Below are 26600 nucleotides of genomic sequence, written 5' to 3'. Positions count from 1 at the left end.
TAAAATTGACGCTTTGGTTTTCTTAATTTGGTTGTTATATGTTATGTCAATGAACTGCGTTCTTTCCGCATCCTCAGGAATCTTGTTCTGTCATTGTTCCCGATTTGCGAGTGCAAAAGTATGAAAATGTTTCCGAACCACCAAAACTTTTTTGAAGTTTTTTTTCTCGACCCGAAGGCCATCCCGATGTTCCCTAAACCACTCTCCTGCGCTTCCCGCTTCTCTCGATTTGGGATTGCAAAAGTAAGTATCATTTTTTTATCCTGCAAGACTTTTCTAATAAAATTTGAACCTTTTTGATGGGCCCATATTCGTGTCTTTTTTATCCTGCCGGTCCTCTGCGCTGCTCTCTTAAAGCGGTTGCAAAAGTAGGAACTTTTTCCGATCCCACAAACTTATTCCAATATTTTATATGAAAAACCTAGTAACCCCATCGATATCAATGAGATTCGTTTTCACGGACCATCGCGATATCATCTGAACATGTCTCCATTACACCAACACACGCAATAGGGATAGTAGTGGAAATCCTTTTTATGAAGAGCCTGCGATGGGAAAGGAGGGACGGATCTTTATAAAAAGATTGCAACGGATAGCCCGGCCCCGCAAGATTGGGCGCTGGACAAAGTGAAGGCAAACTTGCGGGGATTGCCCAAAATTAAATGATTATTAATTAGAATCTGTAGCCGAACGAGATCCCAGACCTCACACCTAGCCAATCGGAATCCAGCTTGATGACGGCACCTGAGGCATTGGTTGTAACGTCGTACTTGAAAAGAGAAATATCCAAATCTGCAATATCATCTCTTAGTTGTTGTTGCTCGTAGGCGGTAAGTGGTCTCGAAGATCTGCCAGTGATGGTTCCACTAGCTCCGCCATAGTGCGCACCGATGAACCAGACGTCCAAGACCCAATTGTCTTTTCTACCCAATAACCACTGAGCACCGATCATCAATCCTATATTATTGGAGTTTGTCTTACCTGAGAATGACACCGGAATCCTCTGGCCGTCGAATGCTGGATCTTCTGAAGAGTAATTGTAGGTGAGATTATCTACATTGAAGTGCGAATATCTGTAATATGGTGCAACATAAAATCCGTGACCGTAGCCTTTGCCAAGATAAAATCGGGGTTCGATGGTAAGATTGCTTCCGCCAAGTTTTATGTTTTCTACATTTTCGTCCTTGATGACCTCGTCCACGAAAGGAATTTGGCCCGCGGGAATAAATCCGTAGGACACTTGAACGGAAAATCTTTTGGTAAACAATCTCTCGTAGGCAAACTGATAATTGCGAAATACCACAGACGTCAGATTCATCTTGATCAGATTTTTCTTTTCCTCCGAGGATCCTGTTTCCTGAGCATTAGCGAAAAGCGAACAAAGAAGGGATAATCCAATTAATATCTTATTCATAAGTTTTAGTTTGATTCAAATATATAAAATATTTGAATTATGAATAAGAATTATATTTTAAATTAATCAATCTTCAAATTTTGAAAATATTCTTCCACGGCTTTTCTCTGCCCGGTCGTCAAATTTGCTTTGGGATGATAACCAATGTAAGAAGGCAAAGGCATTTGTAGATCGCGAACGCTGGAAATGGTTTTCTCGACCGCATTTTTTCTGAGGTCATTGTTATAAGAACCCCATTCTGAAAAGTTGAGATATCTGCGCCCTTCACTGATATGATCCTTGACCGCCCAAGAGATCGGCGCGAGGTAGGCGTAATTTGGATATTCGGTTTCGTTGGAATGACAATCGTAGCAGGCATTTTTCAAAATCACCTTTATATCTTTTGGTGTTTTATAGATGTCGACAAAATTATCTTTCCTATTGACCGCTTTGTTCTCCCTATCTACTGGAATCAGCTGAATTCCTAGAAAAACGGCGGCAATCCAAAATATTATCTTTTTCAATTGGTAGGTTGTTCTTCTTTTGCAAGGTCCCAATTTTCGTTGATTTCCCACATTGGACGTATGTTGACCTTTGTCATGATCTCTTTATCGCCAACTTTTTTGAATAGGTAAACGTCTTCTGCTGCAATCTCTTTTGCAAAATCCGAGCTGTCCCAGACGCCATTCTCGTTGTTATCAACCAAAATCCTTAGTTTATATGCACCTGGTTTTAGATTGACAAATTTAACATCTGCCAGGTTTGTATATTTCTGGTAAGCCGGCTCATTTTTGTCATCCAGAAGTTGGATCCAGAATTTCTGTGCAGGTAGATTTGTAAGATGCGCAGAGAAACTTCCGAAGTCTTCTGCTTTGGCAACTTCGAAATCGAAACGAACACTTTCGCTTAACCTTTTATAAAATGAGCCCAATGTATTTTTGGGAACAGTCAGTTGATATTTTTTCCCAACTACGAAATTTGATCTGATCATGATCTGTGTGGAATCAAGTTCAGAAATACTTGCTGTGAAATCTTGAACAATACTATCAGAAACAAGTTTCCAATTTTCTGGCTGAATCTTGTCTATTATATAATTGGATGTGAATCTAAAATCTGTTTCCGGCGCCAATTTGTTTGAGAAAGGATTGGTAATTGTCATCTCATCCTTTGCAGGTTTTTTGTAGAAGATAGAGACCGTGTCTTGCTTGGAGCCGGTGTCATAAGAGAATCTCAGGTTCTCACTGACGGTTGCGCCAATATTTTCCTTCGCAGCATCAAACCATATTTTGATCGAGTCCGATTTAGGTTTATGTCTGACCTTGTAATCTGCGGGCTTGTCTCCAACGGTTTTGACAATTACGCTCTCTGGATTCCCTTCAAATGTCATTAGAACACCTCCTGTGACGATAGACATTTCTTTGTACCTGACCTCTTTTTTTGAAGGGAATATTTTTAACTTCAAGCCAGAAATGCTAGCTTCCAAGTTGATCTCGTCTTTTTGGAACGCAACATTTTCTTTTCCGATGTCGTAGATGGAATTGCTATTTTCATCATCAAAGCCGATAATTTTGTATTTGCCAGGCGTCAAATAATTGAGTTCAAAATAGCCATCTTCGTCCGCCTTGGAAATGTAGTAGGGTTTCTGACGGTAATTCATCGTATCTTTTACTTGAAAAAGCCCTACGACAAGATTTTTATCTTTGCCTTCCGAGTTTTTCAAATTTCCCAAAGCATCGGAAACGGTTCCACTGATGTAGAGATCATCCAGTTTTTCACCAGTCGAGAAGGCAAAATTGAAATATGGCAAGACATTGCTCTCATTCAGATCCACAATCGAGTTTCCGAAGTTGAAATTATAAGTGGTGTTTGCCTGAAGTGTATCTTTCCACTGGATCTCCAGATATTTGTTACCTGTAGAAGATGGGATGATCTTGGTGTATTTTATCGGTGGTGAAATGATCAGATTTTTGCTGATATCCTTCAGTTGAATGTATTCATCAAAATCAATTCTGAGTTCCTTGGTATTTCTTGGGACATTGACCCGTGTCGTATCAATATTGGAAGCGATCATTTTTGGTGCAATAGAATCTTTAGCTCCGCCAATGGGAGACCCAACTCTGGCACAACTTACCAAAACAAACGATGCAAAAAGCCAAAGAAAAAACTGCTTCATTATTATATATAGATGTTAGAAGTGAGATTTTGGATATTGACCAAAATCCTGATCAGCAAAAATAAGCAAACTAAAGAAATGTTGCTATCTAAAATATTTTAAAACACAAAGTCCACAAAGATTTTTCGAAATGATTGGAAAAATTTTAAGGCACAAAGTTTTTTGACGTCGTCAAATCTTTTAAATTCTGTAGTATTATTAAACAAAAAAATGAGTTTTAAAATTAAAACTCATTGTAGATATGTTTCAGAATGTCTTTGTCGGCTTCGGTCAATGGGATCTTTCTGCGCTCCATTACTTTTTCCGCCACTTCGTAGGATTTGTCCAGTCGAAATTTTTCGTCACCTTTCATTCCGCCCCAAGAGAAATTATCAACCAGGTTCGGCGGGAAACCGGATTTGAAAATATTAGAAGCGACACCAACCACAGTTCCAGTGTTGAGTTGTGTATTGATGGCTGTTTTGGAATGGTCGCCCATGATCAGACCGCAAAATTGCAGACCTGTATCCAAGAATCTTTCTTTTCTATAATTCCAAAGTTTAACAGAAGCGTAATTGTTTTTTAGGTTTGATGAATTCGTATCTGCACCCAAATTGCACCACTCGCCTACTACCGAATTTCCTAAGAATCCGTCATGCCCTTTATTAGAATAACCAAAAATCACAATATTATTGACCTCACCACCAACTTTGGAATGTGGGCCAATCGTAGTTCCGCCATAAAGCTTGGTTCCAAGATTGATCTTTGAATCTTCGCAAAGTGCCAATGAACCGCGGATGTTTGAACCTTCCATTATTTCGGCATTTTTTCCGACGTAGATCTTTCCAGTTTTGCAATTAAGCGTTGAAAACTCTATCGTTGCACCTTCTTCAATGAATAGATTTTCCTTTTCTCCGATGAATCCGTTGGTTGAAGATAATTCCTGAGACGTTTTTCCTCTCGTTACCAATTCAAAATCGAAATTGATCGCGAAATCGTTGTGGGAAAAGATGTCAGTTGGTTTTTCAATAAATAATAATTTCTCTGTAATATCAGTCATTTTGCTGATTTGATTCAGAGAGAAAGTTTCCATATTGATGTTGGCGACAAGAACTTCATTATCATAAACCAAAGCTTCGCCAGCTTCCAATTCTTTAATTTGCTTTAAAACCTCATCGGATGGAAAAAAGTTCGGAACGATGAAAAGGCTTTGTTTCGGTTCTGGTTTTTTGAATTTGTCCTGAAGATAACTTTCCGTAATGTAGAAAACCTCATCAATCTCAAGAAGTTTTTTCCATCTTTCTGCGAAAGTCAGGATTCCCATTCGCATTTCTGCAACTGGTCTTGTGAATGTGAGCGGAAGGAAATCTTCCCAATATTGTGCGTCTGAGAATACTAATTGCATTATTTATTCTGAGTTTAAAATTCGATGTTCAATGTTGAGCAAAAATAACAAAAAAACCTCTCGGAAATCCGAAAGGTTTTGATTTTTATAAAAATCGGCTAAGATTATTTAGCGAATTTTTTGTATTTGTTCATGAACTTGTCTACTCTACCAGCAGTATCAACCAATTTGGTTTTACCAGTGTAGAAAGGGTGAGAAGTAGAAGAGATCTCCATTTTGATCAATGGGTATTCTGTTCCTTCGTATTCGATAGTATCTTTTGTATCAGCAGTAGATTTGCAAAGGAAAGTCTCCTCGTTACTCATATCTTTGAAAACTACCAATCTATAGTTACTTGGGTGGATATCTTTTTTCATTTTCAGAAGTTTTAAAATTATTGTTTAAATATATGAGCATCGGACTAATGGATCCAGCAACTCTGGTTTTGAGGATGCAAAAATAGGAAAACTTTTTTATTCTGCAAATTTTTATTTCCTATTAATTAAAAAAAAGATGTTACAAAAAACACTGAAACTTTTATCAAAACAATATTATTAGAAATTTGTAATCTGATATTGTTAATACTTATCTATTAATAAACCATTATTATTGCGATTTTACAAGTTTTTGATTACTTTTATCGGAGAAAATTTGATTCCAATCAATAGCTGCGTCTATAGTTTAAATTTGCGAAAAACATCTTATTAACAAAAGCACCTCATCATTATATTTTAATCTTATCATTCTAAATGCAGGACTTTTTTGACATCACAGTGAACTTAGCGCGGATCTTGGGAGCGGTGGCTTTTGTTATCGGTATTATAAGATTCAAACGACTTACTAAAGCTGAAAAATGGTATGTTTTCTACCTCTTTGTTGTTTTTTGTATTGAATATATTTCCTACGCGCTAGATTGGTTCAGCAAAGACGGCAACAATACATTTTTATATCCTTTCTACATCGCAGGAGAATTCTTCACAATTACGGGTGTATTCATTAAAAAACTAAATCTCAACAGATCCTATTTCATTTTAACTGGAGTCATAAGCCTCTTCTTTTTGTCGGCGGACCAATTCCTTTCTTCGGACTTGTACAAAAATGATTATTCGAAAGGAATTAGCAATCTCGTCATCATCTCTCTTGCGGGCTACACCTTGTTACAGGAAATTAAAAAAGGAATTGCGAAAGACCGTTTTTCCGCAGTGGACAAGATGATCTTTCTGTACTTTACGGTAAGCATCTTTATATTTATTTTTCAGCATCAGCTGATGGAATTTCCCATCGCATATTTCACGGCGTTTTGGTCTGTCAACAACATTCTATGCTGTTTATTTTACAGTTTATTTATCAAAACATTTTTGACATTAAAGAAGTAAGACTCAATATCGTCCTCTTGTTCATCGTGGTGATCGTCTTGATCGTCATCATATCTTTTATATTGTTGGCTTACCGAAATTTCATCAAAAGGATAATCCAGGAAAAGGACGCGCAATATCAGGCAGAGATCGAACATCAAAAAGAACTGACCTCCGAAAACATAAAGGGACAAGAGGACGAGAGAAAGAGAATAGCCATCACCGTCCACGATGACATCGGAAACAGACTCAACATTCTTTCGCTTTGGCTTAATAATCTGAACGCCGAAAATCAGGGATCATCCAAAAAGATCATCACGTCGCAGATCACAGAATTGATAGATTCCACCAGAAACATTTCACATTCCTTATATCCCGTGAATTTGGAAAAACTTGGACTAGCTTTGTATCTGCAGGAGTTGGTCACCAACTTGTCGTATCGGATCAATGTCTCCTTATATATTGACAGCAGCTATGAGCGAAAAGATATTTTCACAGAAGTGCAGATCTATCGGGTGATCCAGGAATTCACCAGTAATGTGATCAAACACTCTACTGCGAGTGAAGTCTCGATCTATATCAAAAAGAACCCGAAACATACGACCGTGATCCTGACCGATAATGGACAAAGCTTCGATTACGAAACCGCAAACAAAGGCATGGGACTTAAAAATATAGAATCCAGGATCAGCTCTGTGAAAGGTTTCCACAAATGGAAAAATAAAATAGGAAAAGGAAGTAGAATCATCTTCAACATTCCCAATTAAATGATGGAAAAAAATATTAAACTTGTTTTGGTAGACGATGAGCAACTTATCCTGGAAGGCATCAAAATGTTGCTGTCTTTGGAAGATGATATTTCTGTCCAGCACATGACCACCGCTGGAAGTCAGCTTCTGGAATATTTGGAACAGCTTAGTCCAGATGAACTTCCAAACATTGCCATGATCGATGTTCAGATGCAGCCAATGGACGGATTCCAGCTTGTGGAGATCTTGAAGAAGAATTATCCTGAGCTCAAGATCATTATTCTGTCCTCGCATTACAAAAGCAGCGTGTTGGGATATATGGTAAAACTGGGCGTTTCCGCCTTCCTCCCAAAAAATTCTGATAGAAAAACCTTCATCGAAGCAATAGAAACTGTACACCGGAACGGCGTCTATTTTACAAAGGCAGACCACGAGATGCTGCTTTCGTACATGAACACACCTTCCAGAAAAATATCATTGTTTGAAACCGAAGAAACGCTGTCCAACAGAGAGACGGATGTTGTAAAATTGATCTGCAAGGAAAAGACCAATCAAGAAATCGCCGATATCTTATACTTGAGTCCCAGAACCGTAGAAAGCCACCGCCAACGGATCCTCGATAAGATCGGAGCGAGAAATACGGTCGGCATCGTCATCTTCGCCATCATTAATGGGATCCACGCCATTCCGAAAACCGTTTAGTCTTATTTTTAGGAAACATTCATGACAACAACTGGCTCAAAGCATTCCGTATAAATACGCAATTTTGAAATTGGTAATTTCCACTGTGATCCAATAAATGAAATCGGCTTACTTTTGACTCATCAATAAAAAGACACAAATGCTTTCTTAAAATAAAACCAAAACGATGAAAACCCATTTGGAACAAAGATGAAGATCAATTTCCGAATGAAAACTAAACCGCCTTCCAGATTGGGAAGGCGGTTTTTTATTTTGATCATTTACTTTTAAACTGATTAATTGCATTAATGGTAAACTCCGACAGAACCAGTTGCCCGCTGACCGCCGCACGCTCCGTCAAAAGATGGTCCCAGTGGTCTGTTCCTTTCCAAAGAATATTTTTCAACTCGAACATCGCTTCCGGATTTGAAGCTGCCAATTTCTCTGCCAAGATTTGAATTTCAGCATCCATTTCCTCCGTCGTTTCGTACATATCTTGGAACATATTTTTTTCTCTCGCCCATTCAGCGGAATAAAACTCTGTCGCGTTGATGGCTAATTGTGCAAAAGCCGAAGTTCCGATTTTCTTCTCGACAACTGGACTGATGACGAAAGGTCCAATTCCAACCGCCAATTCACTAAGCTTTACCGAAGCATTTTCCGTCGCAAATGTGTAGTCTGCTGCACACGCAATTCCTACACCGCCACCAACGGCCTTTCCGTGGATTCTTGCGATAATCAATTTCGGAGATTTTCTCATCGCATTGATAACATTGGCAAAACCTGAAAAAAATGTTTTTCCAGTTTCGAAATCCTGAATGGAAATTAATTCGTCGAAAGATGCGCCTGCACAAAAGGCTTTTTCACCACCGCTTTTCAGGATGATGACTTTTGCGTCGTCATTTTTTCCAAGGTTGTTGATTTCTTCTACAAGATTTTTAAGTTGCGAACTCGGCATCGAGTTGCTTTGCGGATGGAAAAATTCGATGGTTCCGATTCCGTTTTCTATGGTTGATTTTACGTATGCCTCCATTTATTAGTTTTGATTTACCAAAGTAAATTCACGTTTTTGTAAAGGTTAAAGTTTGAATCTCTAGAAATTATGATGCATTTTTCACAAATAGCTTGGGAGATAATGATTCTATCAAATGGGTCTTTGTGAATTGCTTCTAAATTAGAAAGTCCTATGACGTGTTCAAAATCCAAAGGTAAAATCTCGAAGCCATTCTTAAGTATTTCCGACTTCAATTCTTCCAATTTTATATCAAGTCTTAATTTTCCTAAATTTAGTTTTATAGCAATTTCCCAAATCGAAGCAATACTAATAAAACTAATATTATTTGGATTTTCTATTGCAAAACGTGCATCATCAGAAAGATTTTCGTTCCCTTCCAAAAACCATAAAAATGTATGAGTGTCCAGCAAATAATTCATTACATATAATCTTTGAAATCATCTAATGGTTCATCAAAATCTTCTGAAAGTGAAATCTTTCCTTTCAAGCTACCAAATGTTTTTTCAGATTTTTTGTTGGATTCCGATTCCTTCTTTTTTTTCTTAGTCTTCTCAAGAAGATATTCTATGAAATCTTTCGCCTCTTCCTTCAAAGCTGGAGGAAGCGTTTCTATTTTGGTGTATAGTGAAAGAGATGTCATAAGTTATAATTGATAAATGATAGTCGATTAAAATTAGAATCAAGTTAATTCGTGCTCAATATTTTTTTTAAGTAAAAATCAAATTTACAAAAATTTATTCTTGATTCAGTTTTTTCACCATTGTCAGAATCGTAGCAATCGCCACAGTTTCTCCGGTTTCGTCGTAAACATCCACGAGCCAGCGGACGATTCCTTTGGCAATATCGTATTCGTCGCGTTTTTCCTGACTGATTTTTTCTTTGCAGGTAAACTTCACGCCAATCGTCATTCCGGGATAAACAGGTTTCACGAAACGGCATTCATCCAAACCATAATTCAGTAGAACCGGACCTTTTCTCGGGTCAACAAACAATCCTGCCGCTTTGCTCAAAATGAAATAACCGTGTGCGACTCGACCTTCGAAAATTGTTCCTTCAAAAGAGGTTGCGTCCATATGAGCATAAAAATTGTCACCGGAAACATTGGCAAAATTGGTGATATCCGCTTCTGTGACCGTATGTTTTGCCGTGATGTAAGTTTCGCTGACTTTCAGTTCTTCAAAATGTTTTCTGAATGGATGAATATTGTCCTCGAACTGTTTTCCGCCATATTGATATTGTTGCGTGATATTGGTCAAAGTCGTTGGCGAACCTTGGATTGCCGTGCGTTGCATATAATGAAGAACGCCACGTTTTCCACCCATTTCCTCACCTCCGCCAGCTCTTCCCGGACCGCCGTGAACCAGCATTGGCAAAGGCGAACCGTGACCTGTACTTTCTTTTGCACAATCGGAATTGAGAATCAAAATCCGGCCGTGCATCGATGCGGCTCCGATGACAAATTCTCTTGCAAAATCGTCATCAGCCGTCACAACAGAACAGCAAAGTGAACCTTTTCCCATTCTCGACAACTCAATCGCTTCATCGATATCATGATAAGGAATAATCGTGCTGACGGGTCCGAAAGCTTCAATGTTATGACAATCTGTATATTTGAAAGGGTCGGAATTAAGGAATAAAATCGGGGAAATGAAGGCGCCTTTATTTTTGTCCGCACCTTTCACATCGAAATCATCCAAATTTCCGAAAACGATTTCCTGAGTCTTGGATAATTCTTGAACCTTTTCAGAAACTTCCTTCACTTGGTCTCTGTTTGCCAAAGCACCCATTCTCACACCTTCGACATTCGGGTCGCCGATGACAACGGTTGAAAGTCTTTGTCCAAGCGCAATTTGAACATCCTCAACCAAATTAACAGGAACTAAAATTCTTCTCACCGCCGTACATTTTTGTCCGGCTTTGGTTGTCATTTCACGAACGGCTTCTTTGATGAACAAATCAAATTCCGCTGTTCCTTGTTTTGCATCTTCACCCAAAACCATTGCATTCAGAGAATCAGCTTCCAAATTGAAAGGCACAGATTCTTCAAGAATTCTCGGATGAGATTTCAGCATTTTCCCTGTGGAAGCCGAACCTGTAAATGTTACAACATCTTCGCTGGTCACACTTTCCAGAATTCCGTTCGCCGAACCACAAATCAGTTGCAGACTTCCTTCGGGTAGAATTTTTGAGGCAATAATTTCTTTAACGACAACTTCCGTCAAAAAACTTGTTGCTGTCGCAGGTTTCACGATTGCCGGAACGCCAGCCAAAAGATTGACCGCGATTTTTTCCAACATTCCCCAAACCGGAAAATTAAATGCATTGATATGAATCGCAACCCCACGTTTCGGCGTGCAAATATGATGGCCGATGAAAGTCCCTTCCTTGGAAAGTTTCACCGATTCGCCATCTATATAATAAGGTACGTCTGGAAATTGTCTTCGAAGTGATGCATTCGCAAAAAGATTTCCGATGCCACCTTCGATGTCAACCCAACTGTCAGCTTTTGTTGCGCCGGTTGCCCAACTCACTTTGTAGAACGTTTCTTTCTTTTCCAAAAGATGAAAAGCGAGTTTCTTCAACATCAATCCTCTTTCCTGAAAAGTGAGTTTTCGAAGAGCCGGACCGCCAACTTTTCTGGCGTAATCCATCATTTCTGCAAAATCCAAACCTTTGGAAGTTGCCGTTGCCACCAAATCGCCGTTGATGGAATTATATAAAGCCTGCCCTTCTCCCTCTCCTTTTGTCCATCTGCCGAGCGCGTAATTTTCTAGTTGCATAATTTTTAGATTTTAGACTTTTAGATAATAGACGGATAGATGATAGATTTTAAAATGTCTATATTCTATTCGTCTATCATCTATTCGTCTGATTTAAACTTTCTCAATAATCACCGCAAAACCTTGTCCCAAGCCGACACACATTGTTGCCAGGGCATATTTTTTATTTTGGTTTTGAAGTTCGTACATCGCGGAATTCAGGATTCTTGCACCGCTCATTCCTAGTGGATGTCCAAGTGCAATGGCGCCGCCGTTCGGATTGATTCTGGAATCGTTATCATCCAATCCCCAAGCTCTGATGCAGGCCAAACTTTGTGCAGCGAATGCTTCATTCAATTCAATAATATCAATATCGTTGAATGTCAATCCTGCTTTTTGTAATGCTAATTCAGTTGCTTTTACCGGACCGATTCCCATCAATCTAGGTTCAACACCGACAACTGCGCTTGAAACTATTCTTGCTTTTGGTGTTAATCCAAATTCTTTAATCGCATTTTCCGAAGCCAATAAATTAACTGCTGCACCGTCATTCAATCCGGAAGCGTTTCCTGCCGTGACTGTTCCGTCTTTTTTGAAAGCTGTTCTTAATTTTGATAAGCCTTCCAAAGTTGTATCGTTCTTCGGGAATTCATCTTTATCGAAAATCAAATCATCACCTTTTCTTTGAGGAATATTGACAGAAACAATTTCTTGAGACAATCTTCCGTTTTCTTGAGCAACTTTCGCTTTCTGTTGAGAATTAAAGGCAAACAAATCCTGGTCTTCACGGGAAATTTGGTCACGTTCAGCCAGATTTTCTGCTGTTTCACCCATTGCATCTACGCCATACATTTCTTTCATTTTCGGATTGATGAAACGCCAGCCGAAAGTGGTGTCGTAGATTTTCGCATCGCCACCGAAAGGATTTTCAGATTTTGAAATCACCAATGGTCCACGCGTCATATTTTCAACACCGCCGGAAATCATCAAATCGGCATCGCCAACTTGAATGGCTCTCGCTGCATTAATCGCTGCTGACAATCCGGAAGCGCAAAGCCTATTAACCGTTTCTCCGGGAACGTGATAATCCAAACCGGAAAGCAACGCCGACATTCTTGCGATATTTCGGTTGTCCTCGCCGGCTTGATTGGCGCAACCTAAAATTACATCATAGATTTTACTTTGGTCGATGTTAGGATTTCTTTCCAATAATTTTTTGATGACAAAAGCCGCCATATCATCGGGACGAACGAAAGATAAGCTTCCTTTCAGTTTTCCAATCGGCGTTCGGATGCCATCTATTATATATACTTCGTTCATAGTTGTTAGTTGTTAGTTGTCAGTTTTTGGTTTTTCAGCGAATAACAAATCTATCAACCGAAAACCATCAACCATCAACTAGTTATAAAAAGTTTTATTTTGTTTTACTAAGTTTCTGATAATCGGACTGCATCTGTAGCGGTCTTCGTGGTAGAAATTATAAAGTTCGTCGAGTTCATTCTGAAGATTTTCCAATCCAAATTCATCTGCCCATTTCAATAAACCTTTTGGATAATTCACGCCTTTTGTCATTGCCAAATCGATGTCTTCTGCTGAAGCTATGTTTAAGAAATAAGCGTCTGAAGCTTCGTTCATTAGCATTACCAAGATTCTTTTGAATATTAATTCTATTAATTCTGGATTTTCGTTTGGTTTTGGTTGTTCGGTATCTTGTGAGTAATCATAAAAACCTTTTCCAGATTTCCTCCCAAAATACCCTGCTTCAAATAATCTTTTTTGTGTGAATGACGGTTTGAATTTCGGGTCGTAGAAAAATTCTTTGAACACACTTTCCGTCACTCGGTAATTCACGTCGTGACCAATAAAATCCATCAATTGAAATGGTCCCATTTTGAAACCTCCCAAACTGGTCATTGCAAAATCAATGGTTGCGCAGTCGGCAATGCCTTCTTCCAAAATCCGAATCGCTTCTCCATAAAATGGTCTTGCCACACGGTTAACAATAAATCCGGGTGTATCTTTTGCAATCACTGGAAGTTTTTTCCAGCTTTCGACTAAGCTCTTCGTTTTTGAAATTAAATCTTTATCCGTCTGAACGGCAGGAATAATTTCTACCAAAGCCATCAAAGGCGCCGGATTGAAAAAGTGAATCCCAATCACTCGTTCCGGTTTCTGACAAGCCGAAGCGATGGATGCAATGGATAACGATGACGTATTCGTCGCCAAAATGCAATCTTCGGAAACTAGACTTTCTAATTTTTGGAACAAATCTTTCTTGATTTCCAAATCTTCAACAATTGCTTCGATGATTAATTCTGAATCTTTTAATTCGGATAACTTATCGCTCAATCGGATATTATCAAAATAATTCTCAGCTTCTTCGAAGGTCATTATGCCTTTCTCAGCCAATTTTTGAAACTGCGCTTCAAGGTTTTGACCGGCTTTTTCTAAGGCAATTGGATTACTGTCGTACAACAAAACCTCGTTTCCGGCTGTTGCCAAAACCTGTGCTATTCCGCTTCCCATTGCGCCACTACCGACTATTCCTATTTTCATTTTTTTCTGCCTTTAACCTATTCTAATTTTTATTTTAAATATTTTCCAAAATACTTTTCAACAGCTTCTTTATGATAACCATCTTCTCCGCGCCAAAACTCAACATAAGTCCAATCGTTTTTGTGCGTTGTAGGCCTGTCGTAATTTGCAGGTTTCAATACTTCGATACAAGCCAGAATTTCGAGAATAATACTCCTTTCGTCTTTGCTTGATTTTAGGTTGGGTACATCTTTTAATTTATCCCTTAAAACACTTGGATAATCATCTTCTTTACAACAGTTGATGGCTTCTAAAATTCCTTTAAAAATTTCTGCATCGTCTTTTGTGGGTTCTGTTATATGTTCTTTGGCAAATTGTTCCAAATCAAAAAAAGTGTAAACCAAATCACCAAGTCGAATTCCGCCCCATTTTATCCTTTCAAAATTTAATACATTTAAGTCTGTATTTTCATAAAGCTTATGACCTACAAATCCATATTTCAAATCTCTACATATTCCACAAGTATAGGAAGTATGAGTAATTTTTCCATTTGTGTAAGAATGTCCTGAAACAACTGGCACATATTGATGTGGCGCAAATCTTTGTGCTACAAAATATGATGCAATTCCCGAACGTAAATCCAATCTTCTACTCGACAAACTGCTTAAAAATGCTTTGGCAACATTTTCAATTTTAATATTATTAGCAATTTCAAATATTCTTTTTATACAATCATCGTGTGAAATTGTTAGCTTGTCAAACATTAGTCCTTTTGTTTTTGCATATTCAAAATTAGAAGTTTCTGTAAAAAATTCATCCTTCCAACCTTTGCTAGACCAATATGTTTTGAATAAAATGTCCTTTGCTTTTTTGTCCATTTACGTCTTTATTTTTTTAACCCTTGATAAAGTTAATGGCATTTAAAATAATCAAACGGTTCTTTGCAATCATCGCATTGGTATAATGCTTTGCAAGCTGTGGAACCAAACTGGCTGACTAAATGTGTATGTTTCGAACTGCAAAGCGGACACTCAACCTCATCTGTCTTTGAAAATAGTTCGTCACCATTTTTTGAATAGATAGGTGGTGCAATGCCATAAGCTTTCAATTTTTGTTTTCCTTCTTCTGTCATCCAATCGGTTGTCCAGGCTGGACTCAATTGGTTTGTTATTTTGATGTTGTTGAAACCTTTTTCAATTAGTTTCAGTTTAATCGACATATTAATCATCGATGTGGCGGGACAACCGGAGTAAGTGGGTGTCACTACAACTTCTATTTCGTCACCGCTGAATTTCACATCACGGATAATTCCCAAATCCAAAAGATTGAGAACGGGAACTTCCGGGTCGGGAACTTCCTTCAGGATTTGCCAGATGTCGTTTTGTGTTATTGTCATTTTATTTTTAATGCAAAGGCGCAATTATTTTTATCAATTTAATGTTCTAAGTCGCCAAGATTAGCGCAATGTTTTGCGACTTAAACCAGTTTTATATTCACAGCTATTGCGCCTTTGCGTTACAATTTACCATTCCATATTAGGATAAGTGCGTTGCATTATTTGCATTTCAGCTAAGATGTAACCCATTTTTTCCGTGTGTTTGCCATCTTTTCCGCCTGTCAGTTTTCTTGATTTTTCGAAATCGATGGACAAAGTGGCTTCGTTGAGGATTTCCAGAACTTTGGTTTCCCATTTGGTTCGGAAAGTTCTGATGTCTGGAATTATTTGTTGTTCAATTAATTCTAATTCCCAGTTAGTAGGAATGAACATTTCGTCTGTGAAATCTACCAAATCATTGACTGACTTTTGGATTTTGCTGTGGCTTTCTTCTGTGCCGTCACCCAATCGAATCATCCATTCACTACTCCACTTTAAATGATACGTCACTTCCTTCAAAGACTTTTCTGCGATGGAAGCGAGTTTCAAATCGGAGTGGTGTTTCAGTTCTGTCAACAATAGATGATGATAGGCATCGAAGAAAAACTGTCTTGCAATCGTGTCTCCGAAATGACCGTTTTCTTTTTCTACCAACAATAGATTCTTGAAATCACGCTCGTTTCTGAGGAATGCCAAATCGTCTTCGGTATTCCCTTCATTTTGAACCTCGGCTGCATATTGATAATAGTTGGAAGATTCTCCCAACAAATCCAAAGCGATGTTTGACAAGGCAATATCCTGTTCCAAGACTGGACCTTTTCCGCACCATTCACAAAGACGCTGACCTAGAATGAGGCTTGTGTCTGCGAGATGCAGGAGATAATTGAGCCAGTTGTTTTTATTATTTTCCATTTGTTTGAGTACAAAGGTTTTTAACTTTTATTAATTTCTTTTTGTCGTTCCGTAGGAATCTAGACCGTTGAGATTCCTACGGAATGACAATATTGTGTTTTTAGGATAACTGTTGTTCTATACTGATTCTGCAGCCCGACTTGAGTGGAGCTCTTTTTCTGTTCGGTGCCTTCGACTACGCTTAGGCACCGAACAGAAAAAAGCAGGAACGGAAGGCGGATTAAGCTGCCATAAAAATCATTTTCAATTATATTTTCATCTTCAAATTTGTGCTCTGGAAAGTCCTTCTAGGAGGGAATTTGCAAAGGCACACTTGAAGTTTGTTAATGGCACACGTGCCGTGAGTCGTTCGCACGCCCGCCGTTGCCTTGTGACACGCTAGGTATTTTCCGAAAGTACGCCTTTACATATTCTTCACCTCCTCCGGAACGTGGTAAAACGTCGGGTGGCGGTAAACTTTGTCTTCCGAAGGTTCGTAAAACGCTTCGGAATCGTCGGGGTTTGTGGCGTGGATATGCTTGGATTCTACGACCCAAATGCTGACGCCTTCCATCCTTCTGGTGTAAACATCGCGCGCGTTTTGGATTGCCATATCAGCATCCGCAGCGTGGAGACTGCCGACGTGCTTGTGGTCGAGGCCTTGTCTGCTTCTGATGAAAACCTCCCAAAGTGGCCATTCTGTATTTTGCATAATATTTCAGATTAGAGACGGATAGATTAGAGATAATAGACTTTAATCTTCCGGCTTATATTAAACTGTTTTTCTGTTGTCTTCTTCTCTTAATTTTCTTTTCTCGTGGTAAGCGGTTGCGGCTTCTCTTACCCAAGCGCCGTCGTCGAAGGCTTTTTTGCGGGTCTCGACACGTTCTTTGTTGCAAGCGCCATTGCCTTTTACCACTTTCCAGAACTCATCCCAATCGATTTCCCCGAATTCGTAATGTCCGGTTTCTTCATTGAATTTCAAGTCTGGGTCGGGAATCGTCAAGCCCAGATATTCGGCCTGAGGAATGGAAACATCTACGAAACGCTGTCTCAGCTCGTCATTGGTGAAGCGTTTGATTCGCCATTTCATTGAGAGTTCTGTGTTTCCGGATTCGGCATCTTTGGGTCCGAACATCATCAAGGTTGGCCACCACCAACGGTTAAACGCATCCTGAGCCATTGCTTTCTGCTCTGGCGAACCTTGTGCGAGTTTCATCATCAGCTCGTAACCTTGCCTTTGGTGGAAACTTTCTTCCTTGCAAATCCGAACCATCGCTCTGGCGTAAGGTCCGTAAGAAGCGCGACAAAGTGGTACTTGGTTCAAAATCGCAGCGCCATCTACTAGCCAACCGATTGCGCCCATATCTGCCCACGTCAACGTTGGATAATTGAAAATACTGGAATATTTGGCTTTCCCGGAATGCAAATCATTGATGGTTTCGTCCCTCGTAACGCCCAAAGTTTCGGCAGCGCAATAGAGATACAAACCGTGACCAGCCTCGTCCTGAACTTTTGCCAAAAGGATTTTCTTTCGGTTCAAAGTTGGGGCGCGCGTAATCCAGTTGGCTTCCGGCAACATTCCAACAATCTCGGAATGGGCGTGCTGAGAAATCTGACGAATCAGGGTTTTCCTGTACGCGTCTGGCATCCAGTCTTTTGGTTCGATGCGGATTTCGCTGTCTATTTTATTCTGAAAATGTTCTTCTAAATTGATTTGTGTTGTTTCCATAATGTTTTGTTTTAACAGATTAATCTTACAACTTTAATTGCTAGATTTTTTCATTGTTCCATCATCATTTATAAATCTGAACTGATAATCTTGACTAATAATTTCCCCTCCCGAACTTAAAAAACTTCCAAATAGCCCACGCCAATCTTCAGTATCGTTTTCTTTATCTGTGTCCCAACGGATTTGTCCATAGTTATCATCATCTGATTTTTTTTCTATAACTACACTAACTTCGGCATTTAGTGAAACTTTTGTACCGTTTATAAAATCTTGGTTTCTCTTCCATTTATCAGTAATGCGAAAAATATTAGTCCTTAATTCACTTCCTTCTTCTCCACAAAACCATTCCCATTCTTCTGCCGATTTAAACCATTCCCAAATCCTCGTAAAATCTGCAACATTATCTCCTTCAATTTCATACAATTCTTCAATAAAATCATTTTTGAAATTTAAAAAAGCTTCATCGTTGTTTTTAATATTATTAATGATTGCTTCAGATTTATGTAAGTCATCAAATAATTCATACAATTCCCACTTTTTCCAATAATCTACTTTGGAAATTTTGTTTGAATTTTGTTTTTGAAAAAATCTTTTGAACATTTGGTTTAGTCTATAATTAAATCAATCGATTTAGTAATATTTTGAATGTAATTTTACTTTATATCAAAATTAACAACCACTTCCTCCGACCTCGGATGCGCTTGGCAAGACAGGATAAATCCTGCGGCAATCTCGTCTGGTTCGAGGGAATAATTGATGTCCATTACGACTTCACCTTTTTCCAGTTTGCATTTGCAGGTGGCGCAAACACCGCCTTTGCAGGCGTAAGGCAAGTCGGCTCCGTTTTGCAAAGCAGCGTCCAAAATGGTTGGGCCGTGGTAAGCCAAATCTAATTTCAGAGCGGTTGCATCCAACTTGACGGTGACTTTGCTAAACACATCATCTGATTTGTTGATTGCCGACTCGTGTTCTTTTTTCTTTTCGGCAGAAGCTGCGCTGAAGAACAATTCGAAGTGAATCTTCTTGGCATCCACGCCGGCACTGACCAAAGTGTCTCTCACGCCGAGAATCATCTCCTCTGGTCCACAAAGGAAAACCTCATCGATTTTCTCTGCCGGAATGATATTGTTGAGAAATGATTTTGCTTTCTCGGAATTGATTCTGCCACTCAACAAATCGGCGTCGGCAACCTCGCGGCTGAGAATGTGATAAATGCTAAGGCGTTCCATAAAACGGTTTTTCAACGCTTCGATTTCTTCTTTGAAAATGATGGTCGCTTTGTTTTTGTTTCCGTAAATCAGAATGAACTGGCTTTGAGGCTCGTTTTTCAAAACTGATTTGATGATGGAAATAATGGGCGTAATGCCACTTCCTGCTGCAAAAGCTACGTAGGTTTTTTTGTTCTCGGGATTGAGTTCTGTGTAGAATTTTCCCATTGGAGGCATTACTTCCAGAATGTCACCTTCTTTCAGATTTTCATTCATAAAAGAAGAGAACAGGCCCTCGGGAACTTTTTTCACAGCGACTTTCAATTCGTTTTCGTGCGGACTTGCACAGATTGAATAGGAACGACGGAGTTCCTCGTTGCCATTGATTTGTCGGAAAGTCAGGTATTGGCCTTGGGTGAATTTGAACTGTTCTGCCAATTCTGAAGGCACATCAAAGCTTATGGAAACACAATCCTGCGTTTCTTTCTTGACTTTTCTGACGGTTAAAGGGTGAAATGTTGTTGACATTTTTATTTGTAAAATGTATGATGTAAAAAGTACAATGACTTTAAATTCTAATTATTTAAACCTTTCATTAATAATGTTTTCAAATCATCTTCCAGTTCCTGTGGTGTGATTTCGCGACTTGGTTTGTACCAAAGTTCTATCCACCTTAAGGAAGATAACATCGTGAAAAGTGCGACGGAAACATTCATTTTTTTGAATTCGCCGTTTTGCATTCCTTGTTCTATGATGTTGGCAAAGCTTTTTTCGTAGGATTTTCTGGTTTGTTTGTATTGTTCTTTCTTGTCATTAGACAAATATTTCCAATCGTTATTCGCTACAGAAACTGAGGCAGAATCTTCGATAATCAACTGAACGTGAAGTCCAATGATAGCGTTCAGTTTTTCTTGAAAAGTCTGGTTTGTACTTTCAATTTCCTGAAGTTGGGAAATATATTGGTTGGCAATTTTAAAGCAAATCAATTCCAGAATTTCGTCTTTGGATTTGATGTGGTTGTACATACTTGCCGCTTCCATTCCCACTTTTTCGGCGAGGTCGCGCATACTGGTTCCGCCGAAACCTTTTTCTTTGAAAAGCATTGCGGCCTCGCACAAAATCAATTCTTTTTTATTGATTTTTATTTTCGGAGTCAGAACATTTTCTTCCATCATATTCATTTACAATCTTAATTAAACCACATAGACACATAGTTTTCATCAGTCTTATTTTCAAGTTCAAATATTTAAAAATAAAATTATCTCTATGTTTTCTTATTATCAATATAAAATTTCATTTAAATTCTATTGTGCCTATGTGGTTAATTTAATACTTCAACAATTGCTCTATTTCTTTAATTAATTTCTGGGTGTTCGGCAACATTTCCTTTTCCAATTCGGAATTGATGGGAATTGCAGGCAAATCTTTGGCACCAACCACTTTAACCGGTGCGTCCAGATGTCTGAAACAATTGTCACTGATTCTTGCTGCGAGACTTTGAGCAAAACTATTATTCACAGGTTCTTCCGTCAAAACGATGCAACGGTTATGTTTTTTCACACTTTCGAAGACACGGTTTTCATCTAAAGGTGCGAGCGTTCTTAAATCAATGATTTCGATTTGATTTTCAAATTCTTTTGCTGCGTTCGAAGCCCAATAAACGCCCATTCCGTAAGTGATGATGGTCAACGTTGGCTTGTCGCGACGATTTTCGCAAAGCAAAACTTCTCTCGCTTTACCAAATGGAATGATGTAATCTTCGTCCGGCTCTATGGTTTTTGCATTTTCTGTGCCTTCGGTTTTGGACCAGTACAATCCTTTGTGTTCCAGCATTACAACAGGATTCGGGTCATAGAAAGCAGCTTTCATCAAACCCTTCAAATCTGCACCTGTTGAAGGATAAGCGATTTTGATACCTATGATATTCGTCAAAACACTTTCCACAGAACTTGAATGATAGGGTCCGCCACTTCCGTAAGCGCCAATAGGAACTCTAAGAATCATTGACACTGGCCATTTTCCATTAGACAAATAATAACTTCTGGAAACTTCGGTGAATAATTGATTCAAGCCTGGCCAAATGTAATCGGCGAATTGAACTTCGACAATTGGTTTCAGTCCAACCGCGCTCATTCCGACCGTTGAACCAACGATAAACGCCTCCTGAATTGGGGTGTTGAAAACGCGTTTCTCTCCAAATTGTGCTGCCAAAGTAATCGCTTCACGGAAAACACCGCCTAACCTTAAGCCAACATCTTGTCCATATAATAAGGCTTCCGGATGTTTTGTCATCAATTCTCTTATGGCGAAAAGCGCGCAATCTACCATTACGGTTGGGATTTTTCCGCTTGGGGAACGTTCTCCTTTTTCTTCGGTGATTGGCGTTGGTGCGAAATCGTGTTTGTAGGCGTCTTCCGGTTTTGGGTTTTCTGCTAAAACAGCGTTTTCGAAGTCGGTTCTTACGAGTTCGGCAACTTCTTTTTCTATGTTTTCAACTTCGGAATCTTCTACGCTGAATTCTGAAAGTTGATTTCTTAATTTGATTAATGGGTCATTTTTCGCGCATTCTTCCAAATCATCTCGGTACCACTCTTTTCGAACGCCGGAAGTGTGATGATTAAGTAAAGGAACTTTGGCGTGAATCAGCATTGGACGGCGTTCTTCACGAATGATTTTGATGCATTCTTTGACGGTTTCGTAGGATTTGATAAAATCTGTTCCGTCGATGGTTCTGGTTTCGATGCCGTTGAAACCTTGCATATATCGTGTGATATCCTGCGCTCGGATTTCGTCTGCGCTGGCGGAAATATCCCATTCGTTGTCCTGAACCAGATAAAGAATTGGCAATTGTTTTAACGCTGACATTTGAAATGCTTCGGAAACTTCGCCTTCTGTGCAACTTGCGTCGCCGAGCGAGCAGACTGCAATTGGTTTTTCGTCAAGATTTTCGGCGATTCCGGTTTCTTCTTTGTACTGCATTCCCATTGCAATTCCGGTGGTTGGGATGGCTTGCATTCCTGTTCCGGAACTTTGGTGGATGATTTTCGGGAAATCGTCGCGTCTAAGACTTGGATGCGCGTAATAGGTTCTTCCGCCTGAAAACGGGTCGTCTCGTTTTGCTAAAAGTTGAAGCATCAATTCGTAGGGCGTGATTCCGATTCCGAGCAAAATAGAATCGTCTCTATAATAAGGACTCACGAAATCCTGTGGCAACAACTGCATTCCCAAAGCCAGCTGAATCGCCTCGTGTCCGCGGGAAGTGGCGTGAACGTACTTCGAAGTTATTTTTTTTTCCTGTTCAAACAAATCGGTCATTGTTTTTGCCGTAAACATCAGACGATAAGCTGACTTGAGTAAATCAGTCAGAGAAATTTCTTTGTTTAAAAAATGTCTTTTGGTCATTTCCATATTTAAACATTTGACATTCAGTTAATTAATTTTAATATTGAATTATGAATGTGATTTAAACAAACTTACGAATTTTTATTTAACTAACAAATGTTAGTTAGTTTTTAAGTGATACGAAAGAATGTTTTTTTAGACTTAAAAGAAGACAATAAATTTTATTCCAACACGATATGTTCATTTTATATAATTCACTATATTTGAATCAATTAAAACTAAAACCTATGAAAAAAACTCTCCTTTTTATCTTTGCAATCCTTATTTATAATTTAGGATTTGCGCAAAACAATCCTATCCAAAATTTATCGTGGTATCATACGCATATTTTTCCCTACAACAATATATTCTCTTTATCCTGGGCTCCGCCTGAAACTCCTCATAATGAGTTGATTGGTTATAATATCTATCGTGAAAATGAATTATACAGATTTCAAACTACTACTTCTATAGGATGTGATTCTCGTTTTGGAATCAATGATGGATGTGATTTTCTAACTCAGGCATTTATGTAAAAGCTGTTTATGAGGGCAATATAGAATCAGAAGCTGTTTCATATACAATAAATGGCCCTGCTTTAAGTACTAATGAATTTACATCAAAATCATTCACAGTTTCCCCAAATCCTGTAAAAGACATTCTCCACATTTCAGAAGAAGTTTCAGATATTAGTATTTCTGACTTTTCCGGCAAAATAGTTAAACAAATATCAACCTCGAAAAAAGCAATCAATCTTGTAGAACTTGCTAAAGGAACTTACATTATTTCTGCAACTACAAAAACTGGAGAAACAGTCAATAAGAAATTTATAAAAGAGTAATATTCGTTTTTAAAAACGTCAATCCTTTCATTGTTTATGACAATGAAAGGATTTTTTGTTTAATATCATTAAAATATCTTCCTCATCACAAAATAAAAATTTAAATTTTGTAGTTTTGAAGATTAAACAAGATAAATGAAAATTAAAATATTCCTTGGCATTGCATTTTGGTCACTTTTGTTATTAGCAGGATGCAATCGCGATGATATTTCGTTTGAATCGCCAACGCAGCTGTTGAGATTCTCCACCGACACTGTTTTTTGCGACACGGTTTACAACCAGATGCGTTCGGAAACTTACGCCGTGAAAGTCTTTAACAATGAAGATAAGGATGTTTTGATTCCTAGAATTGCGCTGGAAGGCGGAAGTGGTTCGCTTTACAGAATCAATGTGGATGGTAAAGTGGGGACAAGTTTCGAAAATGTGGCGCTGAGAAGAAAAGACAGCCTTTATGTTTTTGTAGAAATTGCGCCGATTGCCAACGCGCCGGAAGCCATTGCTGAAGACAAGGTTGTTTTCAATACGCCAGCTGGTGAGCAAAAGGTGACATTATTCTCAGTTGTTCAGGATGCGGAATATTTTATCAAATCTGATTCAAATCCAAATATTATTTCTGAAAACACAACTTGGACCAAAGACAAAGTAAAAGTGATTTTCGGAGATTTGACCGTTGCTGAAGGAAAAACCTTGACGATGGAAAAAGGCACGAAAGTCTATTTCCGAAAAAACAGCGGAATGAACTTTGCGAAAAATTCGATTCTTGATGTAAAAGGAGCTCTTGGCGATGAAGTGATTTTCCGAGGTGACAGAAGTGACACGAAATACGACACACTTCCTGCCAACTGGAACGGAATCAAAATGGATGAAGCAACAGTTCTTAATATGAATTACGCCAGACTTTTCGGCGGGAATGTTGGTCTTCAACTTAAAAATAATACAGCTACAATTAATAATACCATCATCCATACCTTTCAGAATGCTGGAATCTACGGGATTGCATCAAATATTACCGCCAACAATTTGGTGATGAACAATTGTGGTGAAGCCGATTTTGCCATAGCTGGTGGTGGAACTTATACGCTTAACTACTCTACGCTTGCCAACTATTGGAATCTGAATCCATCGATGAATGCTACGGGAATCTACGCAAGTAATGTCTATCAAAATGGAGATGAACTGTTTTCTGGAAATACAATCCTGAGAGTCAACAATTCCATCGTTTACGGAGACTCACCCGAAATGATTTCATTGACCGAGATTGCAAATGGCGGAACAATCAACGCAAGATTTGATAATTCATTATTGAAATTGAGTGCTTCTTCCAGCTTCAATCCGATTGGAGACAACATCATTAAAAACGAAGACCCAAAATTCCAAAACTACTATACTCAGAAAATGAATCTGAGAGTGAAGGCTGATTCTCCTGCGAAAGGAAAAGGAATTAATACCACCGGAATCACCGCTTCCGATATTGTTGGAAATCCAAGAGGCGCTCAACCAACAATCGGCGCATATCAATAATGGAAATCACGACACTCCAAAATCAGGTTGACGAATGGATAAAAACCATTGGCGTTCGCTACTTCAATGAATTGACGAATATGGCAATGCTGACGGAAGAAGTGGGCGAAGTGGCCAGAATCATCGCCAGAAGATACGGCGAACAATCTGAAAAGGAATCCGACAAATCCAAAGACCTTGGCGAAGAATTGGCGGACGTTCTGTTCGTTACGCTTTGTCTCGCCAATCAAACCGGAACAGATTTACAATCGGCCTTCGACAAAAAAATGAAGGTAAAAACCGAAAGAGACAAGGATAGACATCAAAATAACGAGAAATTAAAATAGATGAAGTTGGATGATGGAAGATGGATGTTTTAAAACGCATCGATTAAACTTCCATCATCCCGCTTCCAACTTCCAAACAAACTATGATATTACAAAAATCTGAATTAATCGATAATCAAAAAATCCAAATTACCGGTTCGAAAAGCATTTCGAACCGTCTTTTGATTTTAGGGAAACTCTTCGGGAACATTGATATGCTCAATCTTTCCAATTCTCAGGACACAACTTTGCTGAAAAAAGCTTTGGAATCGGATTCCGAAATTGTGGACATCCACCACGCTGGAACTGCGATGCGTTTTCTCACGTCTTATTATTCGATTTTTGAAGGTAGAAAAACAATCCTGACCGGTTCCGACCGAATGAAAAACCGACCAATCAAACCTTTAGTGGATGCACTTCAGTCACTCGGCGCAGACATTACCTATCTTGAAAAAGAAGGTTTTCCGCCGTTGCAAATCATCGGGAAGAAATTAGAAAAGAATCTGGTTAAGATTTCCGCGAATGTTTCCAGCCAATTTTTGACTTCGTTAATATTAATCGGAGGAAAATTGGAAAACGGTTTGACCTTGGAATTGGAAGGTGAAATCACGTCTCGACCTTATCTTGAAATGACTTTGAAAATCCTGAACGAAATCGGAATCAAATCTCATTTTGCTGAAAATAAAATCGAAATCGTTGCGCATAAAGAGCATACGCGAATCGAACATTACGAAGTGGAAAGTGACTGGTCATCGGCCTCCTACTTCTACTCTTTGTCGGCGATTGGCAGAAAAACCATCACCTTGAAAAGCTATCACACACTTTCTCTGCAAGGCGACAGCGTCATCAAGGAACTTTACTGGAGATATTTCGGAATCAACACGGTTTCGGATTATGCGGAAAATTCGATTTCACTTTTACCAGAGCCAGCTTTTGAATATCCGGAATTGATTACATTGGATATGAATGACTGTCCGGACATTGCGCAAACGCTGTGTGTGACGGCAACCGCTTTGAAAATTCCATTTGAAATCACAGGACTTCACACGTTAAAAGTAAAAGAAACTGACAGATTAGTCGCACTTCAAAATGAATTGTTGAAAATCGGAGCGAAAACGCACATTACGGTTGAAAAAATAGAATCTTCGGAATTCATAGAATCTGAGGAAAACATTTCAATCGCGACTTACAACGACCACAGAATGGCGATGGCCTTTGCGCCGTTTGCATTAATCAAAGAATTGAATATCGAGAATGAAGACGTTGTCGAGAAATCTTATCCTGAGTTTTGGGAGGATTTTGAGAAGGTAACTACGAGTTAAT

The 26600-nt window shown here is 38.9% G+C and carries 29 protein-coding genes; 8 read left to right on the top strand and 21 right to left on the bottom strand.

What is annotated here, in order from left to right; translation table 11 throughout:
- Positions 1-41 precede the first annotated feature (41 nt).
- The 6 genes from BMW39_RS09590 to BMW39_RS09565 all read right to left on the bottom strand — a co-directional run bounded on the left by BMW39_RS09590 (position 42) and on the right by BMW39_RS09565 (position 5306).
- On the bottom strand, positions 42-254 hold the full coding sequence (locus BMW39_RS09590; RefSeq protein WP_074719319.1) for a hypothetical protein: 213 nt from the start codon (positions 252-254) through the stop codon (positions 42-44).
- A 419-nt stretch (positions 255-673) separates the two neighbouring features.
- Complete coding sequence (locus BMW39_RS09585) at positions 674-1414, bottom strand: DUF3575 domain-containing protein (RefSeq protein ID WP_034974106.1); 741 nt, start codon at positions 1412-1414, stop codon at positions 674-676.
- A 62-nt stretch (positions 1415-1476) separates the two neighbouring features.
- Positions 1477-1917 (bottom strand): heme-binding domain-containing protein, encoded by a 441-nt coding sequence (locus tag BMW39_RS09580; RefSeq protein WP_051879858.1) that lies wholly within the window; start codon positions 1915-1917, stop codon positions 1477-1479.
- Positions 1914-3566 carry an Ig-like domain-containing protein gene (locus BMW39_RS09575; protein ID WP_034974105.1) on the bottom strand — a complete coding sequence of 551 codons (1653 nt, stop codon included), beginning with the start codon at positions 3564-3566 and terminating at the stop codon, positions 1914-1916. Before BMW39_RS09575 ends, BMW39_RS09580 begins: the two co-directional genes overlap by 4 nt.
- A 223-nt stretch (positions 3567-3789) precedes the next feature.
- On the bottom strand, positions 3790-4950 hold the full coding sequence (locus tag BMW39_RS09570; protein ID WP_034974103.1) for a GlmU family protein: 1161 nt from the start codon (positions 4948-4950) through the stop codon (positions 3790-3792).
- Positions 4951-5054: 104 nt separating this feature from the next.
- Positions 5055-5306: a type B 50S ribosomal protein L31 gene (locus tag BMW39_RS09565; RefSeq protein ID WP_034974101.1), complete on the bottom strand. Its 252-nt coding sequence runs from the start codon at positions 5304-5306 to the stop codon at positions 5055-5057.
- Positions 5307-5678: 372 nt separating this feature from the next.
- On the opposite strand from BMW39_RS09565, the gene BMW39_RS09560 reads away from it, so the two are divergent.
- Genes BMW39_RS09560 through BMW39_RS09550 form a run of 3 tightly spaced genes read left to right on the top strand, consistent with a single transcriptional unit; the run spans position 5679 to position 7735 of the window.
- Complete coding sequence (locus BMW39_RS09560; RefSeq protein ID WP_034974099.1) at positions 5679-6305, top strand: hypothetical protein; 627 nt, start codon at positions 5679-5681, stop codon at positions 6303-6305.
- Complete coding sequence (locus BMW39_RS09555; protein ID WP_245750474.1) at positions 6251-7051, top strand: sensor histidine kinase; 801 nt, start codon at positions 6251-6253, stop codon at positions 7049-7051. Before BMW39_RS09560 ends, BMW39_RS09555 begins: the two co-directional genes overlap by 55 nt.
- A 3-nt stretch (positions 7052-7054) precedes the next feature.
- On the top strand, positions 7055-7735 hold the full coding sequence (locus BMW39_RS09550) for a response regulator transcription factor (protein ID WP_034974350.1): 681 nt from the start codon (positions 7055-7057) through the stop codon (positions 7733-7735).
- Positions 7736-7991: 256 nt separating this feature from the next.
- On the opposite strand, the gene BMW39_RS09545 is transcribed toward BMW39_RS09550, so the two are convergent.
- From BMW39_RS09545 to BMW39_RS09475, 15 genes are all read right to left on the bottom strand, one after another.
- Positions 7992-8747: an enoyl-CoA hydratase/isomerase family protein gene (locus tag BMW39_RS09545; RefSeq protein ID WP_034974097.1), complete on the bottom strand. Its 756-nt coding sequence runs from the start codon at positions 8745-8747 to the stop codon at positions 7992-7994.
- 14 nt (positions 8748-8761) lie between these two features.
- The gene (locus BMW39_RS09540; RefSeq protein WP_034974096.1) at positions 8762-9148 is read right to left on the bottom strand and encodes a type II toxin-antitoxin system VapC family toxin; all 387 of its coding nucleotides are present in this window, start codon (positions 9146-9148) and stop codon (positions 8762-8764) included.
- Positions 9148-9369 carry a type II toxin-antitoxin system VapB family antitoxin gene (gene vapB, locus BMW39_RS09535; RefSeq protein ID WP_034964144.1) on the bottom strand — a complete coding sequence of 74 codons (222 nt, stop codon included), beginning with the start codon at positions 9367-9369 and terminating at the stop codon, positions 9148-9150. Before vapB ends, BMW39_RS09540 begins: the two co-directional genes overlap by 1 nt.
- Before the next feature lie 94 nt (positions 9370-9463).
- Positions 9464-11509, bottom strand: a complete 2046-nt coding sequence (paaZ, locus tag BMW39_RS09530) for a phenylacetic acid degradation bifunctional protein PaaZ (protein ID WP_034974095.1) — start codon at positions 11507-11509, stop codon at positions 9464-9466.
- 93 nt (positions 11510-11602) lie between these two features.
- On the bottom strand, positions 11603-12808 hold the full coding sequence (gene pcaF / locus BMW39_RS09525) for a 3-oxoadipyl-CoA thiolase (RefSeq protein WP_034974094.1): 1206 nt from the start codon (positions 12806-12808) through the stop codon (positions 11603-11605).
- Between the two features lie 78 nt (positions 12809-12886).
- Positions 12887-14044 (bottom strand): 3-hydroxyacyl-CoA dehydrogenase NAD-binding domain-containing protein, encoded by a 1158-nt coding sequence (locus BMW39_RS09520; protein ID WP_034974093.1) that lies wholly within the window; start codon positions 14042-14044, stop codon positions 12887-12889.
- A gap of 29 nt (positions 14045-14073) precedes the next feature.
- Positions 14074-14901, bottom strand: coding sequence for a hypothetical protein (locus tag BMW39_RS09515; protein WP_034974092.1), 828 nt, complete (start codon positions 14899-14901; stop codon positions 14074-14076).
- A 32-nt stretch (positions 14902-14933) separates the two neighbouring features.
- Positions 14934-15419, bottom strand: coding sequence for a 1,2-phenylacetyl-CoA epoxidase subunit PaaD (gene paaD, locus BMW39_RS09510; protein ID WP_034974091.1), 486 nt, complete (start codon positions 15417-15419; stop codon positions 14934-14936).
- Between the two features lie 126 nt (positions 15420-15545).
- The gene (paaC, locus tag BMW39_RS09505) at positions 15546-16310 is read right to left on the bottom strand and encodes a 1,2-phenylacetyl-CoA epoxidase subunit PaaC (RefSeq protein ID WP_034974090.1); all 765 of its coding nucleotides are present in this window, start codon (positions 16308-16310) and stop codon (positions 15546-15548) included.
- A 403-nt stretch (positions 16311-16713) separates the two neighbouring features.
- Positions 16714-17001 (bottom strand): 1,2-phenylacetyl-CoA epoxidase subunit PaaB, encoded by a 288-nt coding sequence (paaB, locus tag BMW39_RS09500; protein WP_028123345.1) that lies wholly within the window; start codon positions 16999-17001, stop codon positions 16714-16716.
- A gap of 60 nt (positions 17002-17061) precedes the next feature.
- The gene (gene paaA, locus BMW39_RS09495) at positions 17062-18021 is read right to left on the bottom strand and encodes a 1,2-phenylacetyl-CoA epoxidase subunit PaaA (protein WP_034974089.1); all 960 of its coding nucleotides are present in this window, start codon (positions 18019-18021) and stop codon (positions 17062-17064) included.
- 33 nt (positions 18022-18054) lie between these two features.
- A complete protein-coding gene (locus BMW39_RS09490) occupies positions 18055-18621 on the bottom strand; it encodes a hypothetical protein (protein ID WP_034974087.1) in 567 nt (188 codons plus the stop codon).
- A gap of 53 nt (positions 18622-18674) precedes the next feature.
- A complete protein-coding gene (gene paaE / locus BMW39_RS09485; protein ID WP_034974085.1) occupies positions 18675-19757 on the bottom strand; it encodes a 1,2-phenylacetyl-CoA epoxidase subunit PaaE in 1083 nt (360 codons plus the stop codon).
- Positions 19758-19804: 47 nt separating this feature from the next.
- The gene (locus tag BMW39_RS09480) at positions 19805-20404 is read right to left on the bottom strand and encodes a TetR/AcrR family transcriptional regulator (protein WP_165569337.1); all 600 of its coding nucleotides are present in this window, start codon (positions 20402-20404) and stop codon (positions 19805-19807) included.
- 151 nt (positions 20405-20555) lie between these two features.
- Positions 20556-22637 (bottom strand): alpha-ketoacid dehydrogenase subunit alpha/beta, encoded by a 2082-nt coding sequence (locus BMW39_RS09475; protein WP_245750473.1) that lies wholly within the window; start codon positions 22635-22637, stop codon positions 20556-20558.
- A 221-nt stretch (positions 22638-22858) separates the two neighbouring features.
- Between BMW39_RS09475 and BMW39_RS09470 the strand changes: the two genes are divergently transcribed.
- The 5 genes from BMW39_RS09470 to BMW39_RS09450 all read left to right on the top strand — a co-directional run bounded on the left by BMW39_RS09470 (position 22859) and on the right by BMW39_RS09450 (position 26599).
- Entirely contained in the window at positions 22859-23146 is a 288-nt protein-coding gene (locus tag BMW39_RS09470) for a hypothetical protein (protein ID WP_034974083.1), read from the top strand.
- The gene (locus tag BMW39_RS19730; protein ID WP_083391915.1) at positions 23137-23451 is read left to right on the top strand and encodes a T9SS type A sorting domain-containing protein; all 315 of its coding nucleotides are present in this window, start codon (positions 23137-23139) and stop codon (positions 23449-23451) included. The genes BMW39_RS09470 and BMW39_RS19730 overlap by 10 nt, the downstream gene beginning before the upstream one ends.
- Before the next feature lie 135 nt (positions 23452-23586).
- The gene (locus tag BMW39_RS09460; protein ID WP_034974081.1) at positions 23587-24972 is read left to right on the top strand and encodes a hypothetical protein; all 1386 of its coding nucleotides are present in this window, start codon (positions 23587-23589) and stop codon (positions 24970-24972) included.
- On the top strand, positions 24972-25298 hold the full coding sequence (locus BMW39_RS09455; protein ID WP_034974080.1) for a nucleotide pyrophosphohydrolase: 327 nt from the start codon (positions 24972-24974) through the stop codon (positions 25296-25298). The genes BMW39_RS09460 and BMW39_RS09455 overlap by 1 nt, the downstream gene beginning before the upstream one ends.
- An 83-nt stretch (positions 25299-25381) precedes the next feature.
- Positions 25382-26599, top strand: coding sequence for a 3-phosphoshikimate 1-carboxyvinyltransferase (locus BMW39_RS09450; RefSeq protein WP_034974079.1), 1218 nt, complete (start codon positions 25382-25384; stop codon positions 26597-26599).
- The last annotated feature ends 1 nt before the right edge of the window (position 26600 follow it).

It is taken from the genome of Epilithonimonas lactis (assembly GCF_900110605.1).
In the GTDB taxonomy this organism is placed as follows: Bacteria; Bacteroidota; Bacteroidia; order Flavobacteriales; family Weeksellaceae; genus Epilithonimonas; species Epilithonimonas lactis.
Note: the sequence above shows the minus strand (reverse complement) of the source record. Positions and strands in the feature narration are given on the sequence as shown.

Coding starts and splice junctions, on each gene's coding strand:
- BMW39_RS09590 (WP_074719319.1), bottom strand. CDS start 254: ATGATACTTACTTTTGCAATCCCAAATCGAGAGAAGCGGGAAGCGCAG.
- BMW39_RS09585 (WP_034974106.1), bottom strand. CDS start 1,414: ATGAATAAGATATTAATTGGATTATCCCTTCTTTGTTCGCTTTTCGCT.
- BMW39_RS09575 (WP_034974105.1), bottom strand. CDS start 3,566: ATGAAGCAGTTTTTTCTTTGGCTTTTTGCATCGTTTGTTTTGGTAAGT.
- BMW39_RS09570 (WP_034974103.1), bottom strand. CDS start 4,950: ATGCAATTAGTATTCTCAGACGCACAATATTGGGAAGATTTCCTTCCG.
- BMW39_RS09565 (WP_034974101.1), bottom strand. CDS start 5,306: ATGAAAAAAGATATCCACCCAAGTAACTATAGATTGGTAGTTTTCAAA.
- BMW39_RS09560 (WP_034974099.1), top strand. CDS start 5,679: ATGCAGGACTTTTTTGACATCACAGTGAACTTAGCGCGGATCTTGGGA.
- BMW39_RS09555 (WP_245750474.1), top strand. CDS start 6,251: ATGCTGTTTATTTTACAGTTTATTTATCAAAACATTTTTGACATTAAA.
- BMW39_RS09550 (WP_034974350.1), top strand. CDS start 7,055: ATGGAAAAAAATATTAAACTTGTTTTGGTAGACGATGAGCAACTTATC.
- BMW39_RS09545 (WP_034974097.1), bottom strand. CDS start 8,747: ATGGAGGCATACGTAAAATCAACCATAGAAAACGGAATCGGAACCATC.
- BMW39_RS09540 (WP_034974096.1), bottom strand. CDS start 9,148: ATGAATTATTTGCTGGACACTCATACATTTTTATGGTTTTTGGAAGGG.
- vapB (WP_034964144.1), bottom strand. CDS start 9,369: ATGACATCTCTTTCACTATACACCAAAATAGAAACGCTTCCTCCAGCT.
- paaZ (WP_034974095.1), bottom strand. CDS start 11,509: ATGCAACTAGAAAATTACGCGCTCGGCAGATGGACAAAAGGAGAGGGA.
- pcaF (WP_034974094.1), bottom strand. CDS start 12,808: ATGAACGAAGTATATATAATAGATGGCATCCGAACGCCGATTGGAAAA.
- BMW39_RS09520 (WP_034974093.1), bottom strand. CDS start 14,044: ATGAAAATAGGAATAGTCGGTAGTGGCGCAATGGGAAGCGGAATAGCA.
- BMW39_RS09515 (WP_034974092.1), bottom strand. CDS start 14,901: ATGGACAAAAAAGCAAAGGACATTTTATTCAAAACATATTGGTCTAGC.
- paaD (WP_034974091.1), bottom strand. CDS start 15,419: ATGACAATAACACAAAACGACATCTGGCAAATCCTGAAGGAAGTTCCC.
- paaC (WP_034974090.1), bottom strand. CDS start 16,310: ATGGAAAATAATAAAAACAACTGGCTCAATTATCTCCTGCATCTCGCA.
- paaB (WP_028123345.1), bottom strand. CDS start 17,001: ATGCAAAATACAGAATGGCCACTTTGGGAGGTTTTCATCAGAAGCAGA.
- paaA (WP_034974089.1), bottom strand. CDS start 18,021: ATGGAAACAACACAAATCAATTTAGAAGAACATTTTCAGAATAAAATA.
- BMW39_RS09490 (WP_034974087.1), bottom strand. CDS start 18,621: ATGTTCAAAAGATTTTTTCAAAAACAAAATTCAAACAAAATTTCCAAA.
- paaE (WP_034974085.1), bottom strand. CDS start 19,757: ATGTCAACAACATTTCACCCTTTAACCGTCAGAAAAGTCAAGAAAGAA.
- BMW39_RS09480 (WP_165569337.1), bottom strand. CDS start 20,404: ATGATGGAAGAAAATGTTCTGACTCCGAAAATAAAAATCAATAAAAAA.
- BMW39_RS09475 (WP_245750473.1), bottom strand. CDS start 22,637: ATGGAAATGACCAAAAGACATTTTTTAAACAAAGAAATTTCTCTGACT.
- BMW39_RS09470 (WP_034974083.1), top strand. CDS start 22,859: ATGAAAAAAACTCTCCTTTTTATCTTTGCAATCCTTATTTATAATTTA.
- BMW39_RS09460 (WP_034974081.1), top strand. CDS start 23,587: ATGAAAATTAAAATATTCCTTGGCATTGCATTTTGGTCACTTTTGTTA.
- BMW39_RS09455 (WP_034974080.1), top strand. CDS start 24,972: ATGGAAATCACGACACTCCAAAATCAGGTTGACGAATGGATAAAAACC.
- BMW39_RS09450 (WP_034974079.1), top strand. CDS start 25,382: ATGATATTACAAAAATCTGAATTAATCGATAATCAAAAAATCCAAATT.